This is a genomic window from uncultured Corynebacterium sp. (genome assembly GCF_945649885.1).
Lineage (GTDB): Bacteria > Actinomycetota > Actinomycetes > Mycobacteriales > Mycobacteriaceae > Corynebacterium.
In genome coordinates, this window is record NZ_CALZFS010000014.1 from 16,195 (window position 1) to 32,673 (window position 16,479).

General features: G+C 57.0%; 12 protein-coding genes and 1 pseudogene. 3 read left to right on the forward strand and 10 right to left on the reverse strand.

Annotated elements, in window-relative coordinates:
* The first annotated feature begins 137 nt into the window (after positions 1–137).
* From Q0M74_RS02870 to Q0M74_RS02880, 3 genes are all read left to right on the forward strand, one after another.
* On the forward strand, positions 138–431 hold the full coding sequence (locus tag Q0M74_RS02870; protein WP_293951542.1) for a rhodanese-like domain-containing protein: 294 nt from the start codon (positions 138–140) through the stop codon (positions 429–431).
* A gap of 177 nt (positions 432–608) precedes the next feature.
* Entirely contained in the window at positions 609–1,055 is a 447-nt protein-coding gene (locus tag Q0M74_RS02875; protein ID WP_293951543.1) for a MarR family winged helix-turn-helix transcriptional regulator, read from the forward strand.
* Between the two features lie 8 nt (positions 1,056–1,063).
* Positions 1,064–4,945 carry a Pls/PosA family non-ribosomal peptide synthetase gene (locus Q0M74_RS02880; protein ID WP_293951544.1) on the forward strand — a complete coding sequence of 1,294 codons (3,882 nt, stop codon included), beginning with the start codon at positions 1,064–1,066 and terminating at the stop codon, positions 4,943–4,945.
* Positions 4,946–5,156: 211 nt separating this feature from the next.
* Here Q0M74_RS02880 and ppk2 read toward each other — a convergent pair whose 3' ends face one another.
* The 10 genes and pseudogenes from ppk2 to Q0M74_RS02930 form a co-directional block, all read right to left on the reverse strand.
* Positions 5,157–6,056: a polyphosphate kinase 2 gene (gene ppk2 / locus Q0M74_RS02885; protein ID WP_293951545.1), complete on the reverse strand. Its 900-nt coding sequence runs from the start codon at positions 6,054–6,056 to the stop codon at positions 5,157–5,159.
* 162 nt (positions 6,057–6,218) lie between these two features.
* Entirely contained in the window at positions 6,219–6,356 is a 138-nt protein-coding gene (locus Q0M74_RS02890) for a porin (RefSeq protein ID WP_293951546.1), read from the reverse strand.
* Positions 6,357–6,433: 77 nt separating this feature from the next.
* Positions 6,434–6,607 (reverse strand): PorH family porin, encoded by a 174-nt coding sequence (locus Q0M74_RS02895; RefSeq protein ID WP_293951547.1) that lies wholly within the window; start codon positions 6,605–6,607, stop codon positions 6,434–6,436.
* A 546-nt stretch (positions 6,608–7,153) separates the two neighbouring features.
* Entirely contained in the window at positions 7,154–8,797 is a 1,644-nt protein-coding gene (gene groL, locus Q0M74_RS02900) for a chaperonin GroEL (RefSeq protein ID WP_293951548.1), read from the reverse strand.
* A 257-nt stretch (positions 8,798–9,054) separates the two neighbouring features.
* Positions 9,055–9,267: a hypothetical protein gene (locus Q0M74_RS02905; RefSeq protein WP_293951549.1), complete on the reverse strand. Its 213-nt coding sequence runs from the start codon at positions 9,265–9,267 to the stop codon at positions 9,055–9,057.
* Entirely contained in the window at positions 9,264–10,511 is a 1,248-nt protein-coding gene (locus Q0M74_RS02910; protein ID WP_293951550.1) for a hypothetical protein, read from the reverse strand. The genes Q0M74_RS02905 and Q0M74_RS02910 overlap by 4 nt, the downstream gene beginning before the upstream one ends.
* A gap of 1 nt (position 10,512) precedes the next feature.
* Entirely contained in the window at positions 10,513–11,472 is a 960-nt protein-coding gene (locus tag Q0M74_RS02915; protein WP_293951551.1) for a hypothetical protein, read from the reverse strand.
* The gene (locus Q0M74_RS02920) at positions 11,469–13,424 is read right to left on the reverse strand and encodes a hypothetical protein (protein WP_293951552.1); all 1,956 of its coding nucleotides are present in this window, start codon (positions 13,422–13,424) and stop codon (positions 11,469–11,471) included. The genes Q0M74_RS02915 and Q0M74_RS02920 overlap by 4 nt, the downstream gene beginning before the upstream one ends.
* A gap of 13 nt (positions 13,425–13,437) precedes the next feature.
* Positions 13,438–15,693, reverse strand: coding sequence for a hypothetical protein (locus tag Q0M74_RS02925; RefSeq protein ID WP_293951553.1), 2,256 nt, complete (start codon positions 15,691–15,693; stop codon positions 13,438–13,440).
* Positions 15,693–16,479: pseudogene (locus Q0M74_RS02930) on the reverse strand (hypothetical protein); the annotation flags it as partial. The gene Q0M74_RS02925 and the pseudogene Q0M74_RS02930, both read right to left, overlap by 1 nt.

Below are 16,479 nucleotides of genomic sequence, written 5' to 3' on the forward strand. Positions count from 1 at the left end.
GCTCCCAGGTTGTGAAGATCAGTTACCTGGCACAGCGTACATGGCGCTTACCTTGTTCTTAAGGGTCACACTCTGTCTGGAACCGTGGAAGCGGTTAGTGTGGACGAAGAAAACTGACCTATTTTAAGGAGCACAGCATGAAGGAAGTAAACGTCAACGAGGTTCCAGCCGGCGCTCAGCTGATCGATGTCCGTGAGACCGATGAGTTCGCTGAAGTTCGTGCCGATGGCGCTGTGAATATTCCGATGAGTGAGTTCACCTCCCGTGTCGGCGAGCTGGACCAGGACCGCGATATCTACGTGATCTGCAAGCTGGGTGGTCGTTCTGCCCAGGTTGGGGAATACCTGGAGCAGCGTGGCATCGATGCCATCAACGTTGCCGGTGGCACCGATGGTTGGGTTGCAGCTGGTCTGCCACACACCACCGGCTAAAAAATCTGCATATCACACCTGATGGGAAAACGGACTACATCGTTATCCCATCAGGTTTTTTCCTGTCTCCCCTCACTTTGGGATGTTTGTCCAGGTCATTACCATCAGTTCACTCAAGCGATGATGGGTCACTCCCCATGATTAGCGTGTTCCATGTTTTGGAGTTATCGTTAATTTATGCCATCCCATCCAGATATCCCCAAAGAGCTGCTTGAATCCCCCAGCTACCAGCTTGAAAGGCTTCGCCGCCGTACCCGCGATGTGGTGGAAGCCCAGCTGGCCAAGCACGAAACCACCATGCGTGAGTACTGGACACTGACCTGCCTGGTCAACGCCGATGCCTCCAGCCAGTCTGCACTCTGCGAGATGCTGGCTATCGATGCTTCCGATATGGTCAGACTCGTCGATGCACTGGAAAAACACGGCTGGGCAAAACGCGAGCGTGACCCTAAGGATCGTCGTCGACAGATCGTGGCCTCCACCAAGAAAGGCCGCGCGGCGCAGGCCGAGCTCAATCAGGTTGTGAGTGCAGCTGAGGATATCTCACTGGATGAATCAACCTCCAAGCAGTTGAAGCACCTGAGAAAACTCGCAGCAGCAATCATCTCCACTGAAGAGGACTAAATAGCAACGTGTCTTTGAGCAAGGTTCCCTCCCACTACCTGAGGGCCTCAGATGCACCTCCTAAACGCACCCTCTGGGACATCCTGGTGGATATCTCATCCACCTACCCTGAGGCCGCAGCCATTGATGATGGCCAGGTCCTCACCTATGCAGAGCTGATGCAGGAGGTCACCGACCTTGCCGCTGACATGCATGCCCAGGGCGTGCGTCGTGGTGACCGCGTGGGCATCCGCATGCCATCCGGCACCCGTGATCTCTACATCTCCATTCTGGCGACCCTTGCTGCTGGTGCTGCCTATGTTCCGGTGGATGCTGATGATCCTGAGGAACGCGCGGAGATGGTGTTTGGCGAAGCCCACATCAATGCCCTTTTTGATGCCACCGGCTTCCACATGATCAAGCCCACCCCGGGCGGAGATACCCGCCGTCCCCGTCTGGATGACACGGCCTGGATCATCTTCACCTCCGGTTCCACCGGCAAGCCCAAGGGCGTTGCCGTTTCCCACCGTTCTGCCGCAGCCTTTGTGGATGCGGAAGCCCAGATGTTCCTGGTGGATCACCCACAAGGCCCACTCGGCCCGGAAGATCGTGTCCTGGCGGGACTGTCAGTTGCCTTCGATGCCTCCTGTGAGGAGATGTGGCTGGCGTGGGGACATGGCGCCTGCCTGGTTCCTGCCCCTCGCTCCCTGGTGCGCTCCGGCATGGATCTTGGCCCCTGGTTGATTCGCCGTGATATCACCGTGGTGTCCACCGTGCCCACCCTCGCGGGCCTGTGGCCGGCGGAAGCCCTGGCCCATGTGCGTCTGTTGATCGTCGGTGGTGAGGCCTGCTCCCAGGAACTCGTTGAACGCTTATCCACAGATGACCGTGAAGTCTGGAACACCTACGGCCCCACTGAAGCAACGGTGGTTGCCTGTGGTACCCAGCTCTACCCCGGAAAGCCCGTGGGCATCGGTCTCCCCCTTGCCGGCTGGGATCTGGTTGTGGTGGACGCTGAGGGCCAACCCGTCCAGATCGGTGAGGTCGGCGAACTGGTCATCGGCGGTGTCGGTCTTGCCCGTTACCTCGACGTGGAGAAGGACCGCGAGAAATACGCACCTTTGAAGAGCGTGGGATGGCACCGCGCCTACCGTTCCGGCGACCATGTCCGACTGGAAGAAGATGGCCTCTACTTCATCGGTCGTGTGGATGACCAGGTGAAAATCGGTGGACGCCGCATTGAACTGGGTGAGGTGGATGCCAATGTGGCAGCACTACCCAATGTGCGTTCCTCCGCTGTGGTTGTCCAGAGCACCGGTGCTGATGAAAAGGTCTTGGTGGCCTATGTGTCTCTTGAAGATGAACAAAGCGGTTTTGATCAGAGGGTGGCAGCTCAGCGTCTTGCAGAGACCATGCCTGCAGCACTTGTTCCCCGCATCCATGTGATGGAGGAACTTCCTGTCACCACCTCCGGCAAGGTGGATAAGAAATCCCTGCCCTGGCCCCTTCCTGGCACCACCGTAGACACCGCAGGCTTAAGTGAGACGGAAGCCTGGATCGCGGAACTCTGGGTGGATGTCCTGGGCACCTCCGTATCCGGCAAGGATGCTGACTTCTTCTCCCTGGGTGGCACCTCCCTGGCAGCAGCCACCCTGGTGGGGCGTCTCCGTGAGAAGGTTCCCACCGTTGCGGTACGTGATCTCTATGATCATCCCCGCCTGGAGAAACTCGCTGAGCGTGTGGAGAACGTCGCCGCTGATTCCGGTGTCTCCCTGCAGGAATCAGCCCCCACCATTCACCGTGAAGTTAAACCGGTTGCTGCCGGCACCCGCCTGGTGCAGACGCTGATCCAGATTCCGATCATGACGCTGCAGGCAGCACAGTGGATCGCATGGTTGGCCCTGGGAAACAACATCCTGGCCACCATGGACTTTGAATGGGCCCGTCCCCTCTCCTGGTGGATTGTCATCGCGATGGTCCTCATCTTCGCCACTCCGATTGGTCGCCTCCCCATCGGTGGTTGGGGTGCACGCCTGATCACACGCGGTATCCAACCTGGTGATTATCCCCGCGGTGGTTCCGTCCACCTGCGCATCTGGGCTGCGGAACGTCTGGCGGACGCCTCCGGCTCCCGCAATATCTCCGGTGCCACCTGGGTGAACTACTTCGCCCGATCCTTAGGGGTTAGTGTGGGCCGCGGGGTGGATCTACACTCCCTGCCACCGATCACCGGCATGCTGACCCTGGGTGACAATGTGTCTATCGAGCAGGAGGTTGACCTGCGCGGATACTGGCTGGATGGCGATATTCTGCACCTGGGTACCGTGGTGATCGGCAAGAATGCCCGTATCGGTTCCCGCTCCACCCTGCTCCCCGGCACGGTGATCGGTGAAGGCGCGCACCTGTTGCCTGGTTCCACCGTCACCGGTGACAAGGACATCAAGCCCGGCTCCCGCTGGTCCGGTTCCCCGGCGCAGAAGGTGGGCCGTGCCAAGCACCGCTTCCCACAGGAACACCCACCACGTCGTTCCAGCTGGGTGCCGGTTTTCGGCGCCACTTCCATCGTGCTGTCCCTCCTACCTCTCGCAGCACTGGGAGTAGGGGCAGCGGTGACCTTGTGGTTGGCACAAATAAGCTCCCTGTCCTTGGTCTGGGGGGTGCTGGTATTCGCCGCGGTTGGTGCGCTGGCCGCTTTTGCCACCTACACGGTGTTCATCTGGGTGCTGGTACGTCTGCTCAGCATCGGTGTGAAAGGCGGGATCACCCCGGTCCGTTCCCGTCTGGGGTGGCAGGTCTGGGCCATTGAACGGCTCATGGATGATGCCCGCACCTACCTCTTCCCACTGTATGCAGCGCAGCTGACACCGATGTGGTTCCGCAGTCTGGGTGCCAAGATCGGCAAAGATGTGGAGATTTCCACCGCCGTGATGGTGCCCAAGCTGGCTGAAATCCGCGAGGGTGCTTTTCTTGCCGATGACACCATGATCGGTGGCTATGAGCTGGGCAATGGTTGGCTGCTCACCGGCGAAACCCGCATTGGTAAACGCTCCTTCCTGGGCAACTCCGGTATCGCGGGGCCAGAGCGCAAACTGGCTAAGAACTCCTTGGTTGCCGTGCTCTCCTCCACTCCGAAGAAGGCCAAAGCCAACTCCAACTGGTGGGGTTCCCCGCCGGAGCGCATGCGTCGTGTCACCGTCGAGGTTGATGAGGGTGGGGCGAAAACCTATAACCCGGGCCTGGGTGTGAAAGCTGCCCGTGGCCTGGTAGAAACCGCTCGTCTGCTGGCCCCGATGTCCTCTGGTGTGCTGGCAGCACTGACTCTTGTAATTCTCCAGTGGCTGACCATGACCTACAACCTGTGGATCGCCTGGCTGCTCGGCGGCCTGGTCCTCATGTCCATCGGCGTGTTGGCCATGGCGCTAACTGTTGCGGTGAAGTGGATCTGCGTGGGCAGACACAAGCCCGCTGATCACCCGCTGTTCAGTTGGTTTGTGTGGCTCAATGAACTCCAGGATGCCTTCGTGGAAACCGTCGCCGGCCCCTGGTTCCTGGTGCCTAACCTCGGCACCAACTCACTCAACCTCGGACTCAAGGCCCTGGGTGCCCACATCGGCAAAGGCGCCTGGATTGAAAGCTACTGGTTCCCCGAAACCGACCTCTGTCATATCGGCAAGGGTGCCACCGTGGGCCCTGGCACCGTTGTGCAGACCCACCTCTTCCAGGACCGCGTCATGAGCCTGGATACTGTCACCGTGGCCGAGGGCGCCACCCTGGCGGACCACTCAGTGGCCCTGCCCGCAGCGCTTATCGACGCCTCCGCCACCATCGGACCAGGTTCCCTGGTCATGCGCGGCGACCGCGTCCCCGCCAACACCCGCTGGCAGGGAAACCCGATCGAACCATGGATCTAGCGGTACGCTGATAGCAGCGATGCACAAACGATGGCCTGTATGAGGGAACATTCCCCCGGAGGCCCTCGTTTGTTGCTGAAAGTTGTGTTTTAACAAGAGAAATAGTCTTAAACGATGCCCTCTGGGGCAAGTGCTCCCCTATTGAGTGGACCTTCAACACGCGCAAAGGCCGGGAATCCATGTGGATTCCCGGCCTTTAAAATTCCTGTGGCTAGTCGCCGATCTGGTCCCGTCCACGCAGGACGATCTTGGGATCAGGCTCTCCCACGATGTCATAGTCCTTATCCGTGTAATCAAACTTGGACAGGACATAACGGATGGCGTTGATACGCGCACGCTTCTTGTCATTCGACTTGATGGTGACCCACGGGGATTCATCAGTATCGGTATAACGGAACTGTTCCTCCTTGGCGCGGGTGTAATCATCCCAACGGTCCAAGGAAGCCAGGTCCATCGGCGACAGCTTCCACTGACGCACCGGATCCACCTGACGGATGGCGAAACGGGTGCGCTGTTCCTTACGCGTCACCGAGAACCAGAACTTGGTCAGAGAGATACCGGACCCCAGCAGCATGTTCTCCAGCATGGGGACCTCGCGGAGGAACTCAGCATGCTGTGATTCAGTACAGAACCCCATGACGCGCTCAACACCGGAACGGTTGTACCAGGAGCGGTCAAAAAACACGATCTCACCGGCTGATGGGAAGTGTTGGATATAACGCTGGAAGTACCAGGAGGTGGACTCGCGTGGTGATGGCTTCTCCAGGGCTACGGTGCGGGCACCACGGGGGTTGAGGTGCTCATTGAAACGCTTGATGGTGCCCCCCTTGCCTGCAGCATCGCGTCCCTCGAAGAGAATGATGTGGCGCTGGCCTGTTTCCTTGGTCCAGTTCTGCCACTTCAGCAGCTCAATCTGGAGTGCGCGCTTGATAACCTCGTACTCATCACGAGACATGCGTTCTTCATAGGGGTAATTCTCACGCCAGGTTTCAATGGGGGTTCCATCGGGCCGCAGGAGTACCGGATCATCCTCGTCAGAGTCGTCTACGATATAGCCCTCGGTTTGAGCGAGGTCGATGACGGGAAGATCATTCTCTGTAGTTTCAGCCATGAAGTGGATTCTACCCATTATCAAACATTTGAGCGCGTTAACACAGTATTTTTCATATTTTCCCGCTGCTCTTGGGGGTCACCTGTGTCTGGGCATGAAAAAACTCCAACCCACAAGGGATTGGAGTCATCCAGGTCTAGTTACGCCGCAGCGTAAATAGAATTAGCCAACCAGGCCGAGGAGCTTGGAAACTGCGTCAGCCCAGGAGCCGGCGTCGCCGAGCAGGTCGAAAGCTGCACCGAAGAGGCCGGTGTTGGAAAGAACTGCGGTGTCAGTCAGGAACTGGTAGATATCGCTCATTTTTATATCTCCTTTAGAGAATCAGATACGGGTGAAAAGGGAGGCTTTAGGCACTTACCTAACAGCCATACCAATAATTAGGAGGAGAAGTTATCAACAGCGTTGCTGGTGTCTTCGGTGTTGTCGCCGAAGTTATCGAAGAAGCCCAGGAACTGAGCGATCAGTGCTGGTGCATCCTGGAAAGCAGTTCCGATGTTCTTGCCGAAGGTTGCGAAGTCGGACAGGTTGTCCTTGAGGAGGGAAAGATCCATGAGAAGTCTCCTAGAAGAGGACCAGCAAAAAGCTGGTGAAGGTTGCCAGTTAACTGACGCCCCTCAGGACGTCACTTCACTATTGAATCACATTTTGAGCTTCCGTCAAGGTGAACAGCAAATATTTTTAACGTTTCGGAAATGTCAGCACATTCGATTCCCGGAACGCTTATACGTGCCTGAAAATGAGGCCTGAACAGGAACAACTCCACTAGGGCAAACCTTGGAAGTGAAAAGTTTTCACGCACTGAGGTGAAAAGTGTAACGAGATCCAATGGCGTGTCGATTAAAGCCAAACCTGCAAAAACTCACACCCCAAATCACCCCCATACGAGGGTGATTCACGGCATTTGGCACCCACCTGGGCCCGGGGATCATACAGCTGAGAAGCTCATGTCCGCACTGAGCCGCGCAGTCACAGGACCAAATCAGCCACTTTCCGTGACCTTAAAATGAGCTGTGCCCCCTGTGTGCTCAATCAAGCGCACAGGGGGCACATATATAAGGAATGGGGATCAACCACCCCCCACAGGGGCTACAGGGGGCTTAGAAACCGCCCATGCCGCCCATCTCGTCAGCACCAGGCATGCCCTGTCCTGCTGGCTGTGGCTTGTCGGCAACGACAGCCTCAGTGGTCAGGAAGAGTGCAGCAATGGATGCTGCGTTCTGCAGTGCAGAACGGGTGACCTTGACTGGGTCATTGATGCCCGCAGCCATGAGGTCGACATACTCGCCAGTTGCAGCGTTGAGGCCTTCTCCCTCTGGGAGGCGGGAAACCTTGTCCACAACCACGCCAGCTTCGAGGCCAGCGTTGGATGCGATCTGCTTCAGTGGTGCGTTCAGCGCGTCGCGAACGATGCGAACACCGGTTGCCTCGTCGCCGGTCAGGCCGAGCTCCTCGTCAAGTACGTGAGCAGCCTGGATCAGAGCAACGCCACCGCCGGCGACGATGCCCTCTTCCACTGCTGCCTTTGCGTTACGGACAGCATCCTCGATGCGGTGCTTGCGCTCCTTGAGCTCAACCTCGGTGGCTGCGCCAACCTTGAGCACTGCAACGCCGCCGGCCAGCTTGGCCAGACGCTCGTTGAGCTTCTCGCGGTCGTAGTCGGAGTCGGAGTTCTCGATCTCGGCACGGATCTGGGCAACGCGGCCTTCGATCTGCTCCTCGGAACCTGCGCCGTCGACGATGGTGGTGTCATCCTTGGTGATGACAACCTTGCGGGCCTGGCCCAGCAGTGGCAGATCAGCGGTCTCCAGGGAGAGGCCGACCTCTTCGGAGATGACCTGGCCACCGGTGAGGATGGCGATGTCCTGAAGCTGCGCCTTGCGACGGTCGCCGAAGCCAGGAGCCTTAACAGCAACGGACTTGAAGGTGCCACGGATCTTGTTCACAACGAGGGTGGACAGAGCCTCGCCCTCAACGTCTTCAGCGATGATCAGCAGTGGCTTGCCGGACTGCATGACCTTCTCCAGCAGTGGGAGGAGATCCTTGATGTTGGAGATCTTGCCGGAAACCAGGAGGATGTATGGTTCCTCCAGGACAGCCTCGAGGCGCTCCATGTCGGTGGCCATGTAACCGGAGATGTAGCCCTTATCAAAGCGCATACCCTCGGTGACCTCGAGCTCGACACCGAAGGTGTTGGACTCTTCGACGGTGATGACGGAATCCTTGTTCAGCTTGCCACCGCCCACTGCGTACATGGCCTTGGCGATCTGTGCACCGATGGCTGGGTCGGCAGCGGAGATGCCGGCCGTAGCAGCGATCTGCTCCTCGGTCTCAACTTCCTTGGCCGATGCCAGCAGCTTCTCAGTAACGGCGGCGACTGCCTGTTCGATGCCGCGCTTGATGCCCATCGGGTTGGAACCTGCAGCAACGTTGCGCAGGCCTTCCTTCACCAGTGCCTGAGCCAGAACGGTTGCGGTGGTGGTGCCGTCGCCTGCGACATCGTCAGTCTTCTTGGCGACTTCCTTGACCAGCTCTGCGCCGATCTTCTCGTACGGGTCTTCCAGCTCGATTTCACGAGCGATGGTGACACCATCATTGGTGATGGTGGGGGCGCCCCATGCCTTTTCCAGCACTACGTTACGACCCTTGGGGCCAAGGGTGACCTTAACGGCATCTGCCAGGGTGTTCAGACCCTTTTCAAGGCCACGACGTGCTTCTTCATCAAAGGCGATGATCTTTGCCATGTGTTTGTGCTCCTCATTATTGATAGGACGACACTCACGTCATCTGTCCGGCAGGCGCCCGCGACGGCACGGTTAGTGAGTGTGGACCAACCTCACCCGTCGAACAGTTCATGATCATTTGCTGGCACTCATACGAGTTAAGTGCTAACTCCTGTTTTAGCACTCACCGGGGTCGAGTGCAAGCTTTGTCACTTTCATCCGGGGGAAGTTCGCCACCGGCTGATAACGGGGTCACTTCCAGTGTCAGCCCCTCCTGACTACGGCAGCCTCGTACCCACAGCCAGCCCCTGAGCCCGTGACCAGAGATAAACCATCAGGAGGGTGATGAGGATGACCGCGAGGACACCTGTGCCCATCCATATGACTGTCGCACGATTACGGGCCCGTCGCTTCTGCTTCCGCTCCGCCTCATATTCTTCTTCAGTACGTACAGCATCCAGCTGCACACCATCTGCATGGCGAAAACTCACTTGAACCAACTCCAGAATCTACGCTTCTTCGACTTTTCTTCTTGTCCAACAGTCGGGGTGTCCCCGACAGGGGCGTCGTCAAGCTTCCCCAGAACCTGCACAGCAGGTGGCGGCTGCCGCACCGGAACCCGGATCCCACCCGGAGCGTCCAGTCCCTCGAGAATCCCGATCTCAGAGAAGAGTTCTCTCAGAGGATCCAGACAACGAAATGGAGCGATACCACTGCGGTTGATCCGATCACCCTCAGGGCTGGCACCCAACGGGGACACCGCAAAAGACTGGAAGGGATACCGTTCCCCACCCGCCAACGGCTGGTTGAACTGGTTGAGCAGGTGCGTTGCATCCAGGCACTGCAGCATGCTTTGGATCTCCAGGTCGAGGATCTCACCGGCAGTGCGATCATAGGGGCCGTCCAGCGGAGCACTGTCACGACGGAAAGTCGCACCGAAGTTACTCATCACCCGCTGCCAGTTCACCATGTTGGATCCTGTGTAATGCAGATGATCCTGATTCACCTCAGACAACTGCTGCATGGTGTCAAACTTGGACATGCACAGGGAGATCTTGGGTCGGTGTTCCTCGCCCAACACCCGAAGCACATTCCGGAGAACAACCATCGGCCCATCCGTATCCACCTCATGGGTAGGCACTGAACCTTCCAGCATCTGCCGGATACGGGGAACCGACATCGGGTCGAAGAGAAAGAGAATACGGTCGGCGTTCTGGAAGAACTCCAGTTCAGACTCCCTGTCTGCGAAGTTCTCCTCCTGGAGATCCTCACCGGCGACATCCCTGAAAACCACGAAGAGCCGCTGTTCCGGATGATTCGAAGTGGAGATGTCAAAGATCAGCGGACGCTGCTGGTGTGCATCAGGTGCTGATGCCGGCGGGGTCGGGGGCAGAAGACCCATCTGTTCAAAGAGGGGCTTTTCATATTTCTCCTGATAGATACGCCTGGTGTGGTCATCGGCGTAAAGGAAGGAACCACCATTTGCCACGACTAGTTTGCGCAGCAACTTCACGATCACCGCGATGTACATGCTCTTGCCTGAAGAACGGTCACCTGCCATCGCGAAGGTCAAGGTGCCGGAGTTCTGCCACCCGTCCGGAAGCGTGGCGTCCTGTGAGGTCGCATCGACGAAAGGAGAGGACGTCGCCTCCGGATCAGGTAGTTCCCTGAAGGTGAAGGGACAACGTGTGGGGAGCAGACCAGAGGTAGGTTCTTGAAGTTCAGGGGCGGTCATTCTAGGCGTCCTCTCGTCGTGCAGGTCCAGTCAGTGCGTCAAACATCTGGCGCACCGGCCCTGCCAGCAGACGCTGATCGTGGGTCTTGATGGCGTCGATAAGCATGGGGTCAAAGTAGGTGGTACTGGTTCCATGCTCCACCAGTGGTTTTCTGGAACTGAGAACATGCAACCTGTTGGGCAGTTTCAAGACCTCGGCAGGAATGTCATCGGAGATCACCACCACCGCCTCATCGGGGGCGATCTGGTGCAGATCAGAATTCCAACCAACCTCACGGACCGGGGCGAAGTGGTCAGACAAGTTGCTGACGTCCTCCGGGTTCTCCACACGCATCCGGCGGTCAGAGGAGCTGCTGGTCATCACATTGATGGAATGACCAGAACTCACCACTGACAACACACCTGCGGCAAAGGAACACATCATGTCGAAGGTCTCCCGGTCAGTACTAAATTTCATTGACGCTGTCTTGTCGATCAGCAACGTGACATTGGCCCGGGCCACACCGGTGGAACCGTCCTTGTCAATAGAACGCCCCAGCGCAGATCTGATGCCTGAAGCCTCCGTGTCCAGGGAACTGTCATTACTGACATCTCCTGCCTGCAGACGCAGCGTCTCCTGGCCCGGGAAGATATTGAGGACGGGTATGGAACGCAGACCACCAATGGGATAAGTCGGTAGCTGCAGGGTGGTTTCTCGATTGCCAGATTCCTGGATCACCACGGAAACATAGAGCTTGGTGCCCGAGGGGAATTCACCCCGGGTGCTGTCCGGAAAGACAGTTACCTCAGTATTACCCTGGGGATTGCGGATCCACCAGGTGCTGCCACGCCGGTTACTCTCTGTGGATGGAACCTCCACCCGGAACCCGAGGTCCCCACTGACATCAAATTCCATGCGAGCGGAAAACCCCTCACGAGTCACATCATAAGTCTGGTTTGAGCCCAGTCGAATCACACTCATGGCTGCAGTTCCTTTCCACTATCATTCCGTTCAACAGCTCTACTGATGGTTCGTGCCACCGTGGTGAAGATACTGTCAATGTCTCTTTTTCTGGCTGGTCGGCCTTTGATCACGTCCCGCTCCAGAATGCCCAGATATCGATCAACCTGATCATCCGTGGTGAGGAACTCCCGGGAGTCATAGGCAACAAACTCCTCCCCAAATTTTTTGAAGGCCCGCTGGTCTTCAGCACTTCTTGTCTGTTTCCTCGCTGCCACATACCTGGTCGCGGCATCCACCGCCAAGGTGGTTAAAGCCTTGCGCATCTCCTCATCACCTGTGATCAGGGCAATGCCGAAATAGACCCTCAATAGATCCTCAAGAAAGTAGTTTCTACCGGTGCGGATCTGTTCACCGCGGTTGACAGCGGCCACAACTTGTCCGGCCTCAGGCGTGTGGAGCCAATCAGCGATCTGGTGCAGTGTCCTATCCACGTTCAGATTGGGCATGATCTGATCCACGATGACCCCCGCCGAAGTCCTGTTCCGGGCATCACGTTCAGCATCAATCAGAAGTTCCTTCAAGCGGGGATGCTCAGCTCCGGTGAATTTAAGCCGACGCCAGTTCCCCATCGCAGGAAAATCCGAGAAACTACTTCGGAAATATGGGTCAGCAGCGTTGATGCTGGTGACCAATTCGGTTTTCAGGAGGAAATCCAGATAGCCGACCAATTCCGTCGCCGGGGAGTCATGCAGCTTCTCAATGCTGTTGATGGCCTGCTCCGACATGTTGCCAATCCACCGACGGCTGTCTGCACGTCGTCGCAGACTACTCCACTCCTGTGATTCCACCGCCCTCCGCGGAGTGTGGATGACCTCTGAGGCGAGGGCGCGGACATCAATCGGTTGCGGCTGTGCCTCCCTGGGTATTTCCCGTGCCACCGGTGTCTTTGAGACTTCACCAAACAGATGCTGATCTGCGAACACTTTCAACTGTGACTTCACCGAGATGGTTCCCGAGCGGATGAAACGTGCCATGCCATCTCCGAAACGAGCCAGCTTGATCTGCTCATCATCTAGGTTCTCATTGGCGCGGATGAATCCCGCGACAAGCGCGTCAGGATCAAAGGCCTCTGTATAAAGACCTGCTGTCATCCGTGACCAGGAGCCTTGTGGGCCTGAACTCTGAGGTCGGGTCGGGTCAATGACCACGATTCCCGGCAGGTCGACCAGAAGTTCACGGTCACTTGCGGGTACGACGAAGAAGGAGCTCGCCTCCATCGTCTTATCCGGTGTGGGCAGGGTGGCAGCTCGTTCAAAGGTGGAATAGTGCAGCAGGCGTCGGGCTTCATTCGGAGTGAGGGTGGAGCATAACGCCTGGATCCAATAAGCCCCCTCATTGGTGTTGTTCAGCACCAGGACAGCGGTCTTCTCCCCTGCCTGCAGGACATCCTGCAGGTGGTAAAAAGCTTGTCGACGGTTCCCGAACATGCTGTCCACCATCATCCAGGCCAGCCTCAGGTCTGACATCGGGCCGGTTCGCGGTTCATCAAGATCCGCAGGAAGTTCGGCTTCATTGACCGCAGCTGCCCGAAACGGTGTCAACAAATCAGTGGAGCGGTAGAGGGAAATCGGATAGAGGGATTTCAGGGGGCTGTCCAGGTCATCATCAATCACCGCGTGGGTGAAAACATTTCCTGGTCGGCCGGTGGCATCCTTACCTGCCGGCACTGACTGCATAATCAATGAACGATCAATCAATGGACGGTATTCAAACCGTCTCGGCAGTGCGTCAATCTCCTCTGAACTGATGAAATCATCAAAGGAAGTGACCGTTTCAATATGCGTGGGAGACACTTCAGCAATCAGCTGAAGATCCTCCCTGGTTGCGTGCGGAGACCACGAACCCACCTTCCACCCACCCCTACCTGCGGTTCCCTTGAAGGACGCGTAGGTGATATGAGTCCACCTCATAGCCACTGGCGATTCACCTTCCTTCACCAATCCACGTCCCCAGACTCAGGGATGCAGGTGCTGGATCAATCAGAGCCTTGAGATGAGAACCTTCAGTTTCATCCTGATGGATGAAAAGACGCAAAAAGCTTGTCGCCGGCAAACCCGCGATCTTCGGATCAATCTCCCAGTACTCAACGACCTGTTCCTGCTCAGAACGAAGCGCCGAGGAGCTGATACCTGCAAGCAGATCCGCCGTCGGCTGCCCGCCGTCATTGATGATCTTCCTGGTCATCACTTCACTGCCGTCCTCTGGCTCCAGAGGAAGACGGGAAGGGTGAATCCTGAGGGAGAATTGATGGAACTGGTTATTTGGCCGCTCACTGTAAATTACGAGGAAGAGCCTGCCACCCTCCATATGGAGCTGGTAGCTGAACCTGTCCAGTCCCCGGTACTCAAGGACTTCTGCTTGTCCCCAGATCTGACGGCCCTCATAAACACGGGAGGCAAACAACGCAACGTCACCTGCACCAGGCAGTTTCACACGCATGCCGCCTTCCTCCTCATAGGCTTCCTTATGGATGGAGGCGAGGCTGGAACCCGGGGTGTCAGTGGTCGGCCCGATTGAATGGCCGGTTCCAGGTTCACCGAACACAGCTGTCACCTCATGGGCTTCCTCCGGCCAACCGAAGGTCAGGAGCTGATTATTGACACGCTCATAAAGCTTGGGCCTGCTGATCTCCCCGACACGTACCCGGGAATAGGTCTGGCCCACCTGTGCCTGGTTTCCCACCACGTTGACGGGTGTGAGGAAGATGGAATACCAGTCCTCAGGCCAGGCCACACGACAAGAAGTCTTGGTGTCCTCCAAGTCATTTGCCCAGTCACGTCGCGCCAGTCCGAAACTTTCCAGCTGCTCCCTTTCCACCGCGTTGAAACGAAGATCACTCTCCGGGGCTTCCAGGGTCCGATAGATCCACACTTCACCAGAATGTGGAGCATCCCAGGAGACATCAAAGCTCGTACTGAATCCGTCGAAACGCTCTTCGATCCTGATCGGAACCTCAACAACCTCCGCAGGCACATCAATGGTGAACTCCTCAGATGGTGCCGAACCGATCATCTGCCCATTGATACTGACGAAACGTCGGGCGACAAATTTATACTCACAGCCACGGTGCTGCGGATGGAAACGAAAACCCTGGAAATTATTCTTATCCGCGGCGATCTCATTCCGGGATGCTGTAACCAGACGCTCATTACTCGGAGCTGCATAAACAGCCACCCGATGAGTATGTTCAGCAGGAGCCCACTGCCCCTTCACCTCTGAACCCGCCACAGACAATTCAATATTGGAAACAGGGTTGATGAACACTGCTCCACCCACCAACTGTGGTTGTGACTTCACAGCTTCTGACTCGCTCAAGCCCCCGTACATCCACACCTGGTACATGCGGTAAGCAGTGGTGAGCGGCTCATCATCCACCCACCCCATCCCGACTGTGCTCACCCGGTGTTCCCCAAGATCTGGGTCCCGCTCAAATTCCATCTCATCACTGACGATGCGGAAGACTCTAACCCCATAACCGAAGGCATCAGGTACATCCCATTCCAGATCCAGACCACCAGTGAGATTCGCTGTGACACGTAAATAGCCGCCTGGTACCTCTGTGACCTCTACGAAACCATCCAGGCGTGCAAACTCATATTCCTGCCAGTTCCGAATATTGTCATCAAGAAGTTGACCGCCGGAACTTTCTGGGCGGTGAGCCCCCGCACGTCGACGGCGTCTGCCAGGAGTCAGCTCAGATGCGGGTTCTGGCTCTGGTTCTGGGATCACTTCGGCTTCAGCCACCTCAGGTTCCGATGCCACTTCAGGCTGCGGGGCTGGTTCTGGTTCTGCTTCCTCAATTACCTCTGCATGGTCTTCATAGGCGGCCTCATAAGCTGCTTCTCCTGCCACAGGCTCAACAACCGGGCTGAATTCCAGAGCAGGTTCTTCCGCGTGGTCTGGTTCCAGGTCAAAATCAAGGTCAGGGGTGAACATCGCAGCATCACTTCCCTGCTCGATGACATGCACAGAGCCCACCTGGACATAACCAATGACTCGGCGCAGAGCTGTCGCCCATATAAGAAGGGCCGGGTAGTCTCCACCGGGGTTCAGCTGATCGGGGTTTCCAGCTGCTGCGAGTAATTCTTCATCAGTGGGAAGTTGTTCCACGCTAAATTTCGTGCGGGCGATATCACGCCATGTCTTGAATCCACTGAGGATCTGGTATTCACTGGCCATTAAAATTCTCCCGTCCCCGGTAGTTCTGGACGTTTCTGCGTGGGAATGCCCTGGTTCAGGAAGGGCGAATCAAGTGGCTCTTCCGGGCGGAATTCCTCACTGGTGGGCATGCGGTCGATCAAGGATTCATCGAAGGCTTCCCGTTGTGGGCGGGCAAAGGCGATATCAGAGCCTTCAGCTGGGTCACTGATCTGAAGAAGAACCTCACTGATGCCGATGGCATCTGATTCATTTTCCTGAGGTTGGTACATGCACAGAGCTGAATCCAGATTGAGGATTCCTCTGACGCGGCCATTCTCATTGGCGATTTCACTGTTGAAGAAACCCACAGACACCAGATCTTTGAGGGACTGCTGATATGGTGCATCAACCTTTTCCCCACCGCGGTAGATCTGGAGGGAGTCAAGGATTCCGGAGCGGACCTCTTCGCTTTCCTGGGAGAGTTTCACGGTGATGTCTTCCCAGATGGCCACACTGCGGTCCATCTTGCGGAATTTATCTTCATGTAGGAATTCAGAGAGGCGTGCAAGATCTCCATAGGATCCTTCACCGGTGCTGCCGAAAAGTGTGCGTTCATTGATGTTGTTTCCGGTCTCTGCCGCCAACATGCTCGTTGCTTCATTGAGCGCACCCCACACACTGCCGTCCATCCAGCCCTGTTTATAGAGGTCCCGGCGGAACTGTCGGGTCAGTTTCTCCACAGCATCAGAATCCGAGATGGCCTCAGCGAACATGACGGAATCCGGCATGGAGTTCATCGGGATCGGGGATTCCCTGCGGTCACGG